The sequence below is a fragment of the Pseudomonas sp. IT-P218 genome, from assembly GCF_949767605.1.
GTDB lineage: Bacteria > Pseudomonadota > Gammaproteobacteria > Pseudomonadales > Pseudomonadaceae > Aquipseudomonas > Aquipseudomonas putida_AE.
Genome location: NZ_CATKQQ010000057.1, coordinates 1 through 796, shown reverse-complemented (window position 1 = coordinate 796; position 796 = coordinate 1). Strand labels below are relative to the sequence as shown.

The 796-nt window shown below is 58.7% G+C and carries 1 protein-coding gene; it reads right to left on the bottom strand.

Annotated features, from left to right (window positions below; all coding sequences use genetic code 11):
• Nucleotides 1-193: 193 nt before the first annotated feature.
• Nucleotides 194-796, bottom strand: a 603-nt coding sequence (locus ACM6I6_RS24460; RefSeq protein WP_414920826.1) for an IS110 family transposase, incomplete at its 5' end; no start/stop codon positions are given.

Sequence of the window (796 nt, the reverse complement as noted above, 5' to 3'; positions counted from 1 at the left end):
ATGTATAAGGCCTATTCGTGGAAGCCGTCTTCGGCTTCTGGCCAAAATTGGAAAAGCTCGTGGTATGCCGATTACATTCAGGCCTCGAAGGCCAGTAGGAGCTTAGGCATCAATCCACGCCGGTCTTACCTGGGGTCAATTTTTTTCAGCAAAGGGTCGGACAGTTGGTACCTCGGTGGCAGAACTCTGTCGCTCAGTGGCTCATCGTTGCCTGCTGGCCATCTCCGGCGTGGCGACGATAAGTCTGGTCATTCTGTAGAAGCACCCAGACGATTCGCAGGTTGCGGTTGGCTAGCCTGATCGCAGCTTCCTTACGACCCAACCGGCTCATCCAGTGCAACAAGCGGCGGTCATCGGGTTGCTGGGAATCAGGTCGTAGTTGTTGCAGCACCGCGTGGGCTCCTTGGATCATCAGGCTGCGTAAATAAGCATCACCTCGCTTGGTCATGTCCCCCAGCCGGATCTTTTCCCCGCTGCTGTGCTGGTCAGGCACCATGCCAAAGTACGCGGCAAACTTGCGGGCATTGGGAAATCGCTCAGGCTTGGTTTCCTTGGCCACCAGGGCCGTGGCTGTGACTGGGCCGATGCCGCGCACAGTCATCAGTCGCTTCGCCGTCATGTCGGCGTTGGCGGCCACTTCCAGGCGTCCCGTCAGTACGCTGATGCGCTCGCCCAAATGGCGCCACTCGGCCAGCAGTTCGTCGATCAGTTCACGCAGCAGGGCCGGCACCGGCTGGGTAGCATCTTCCAGCACCCGCGGAATTTTCTGGCTGATCGCAACATCGCCTTGCGCCAA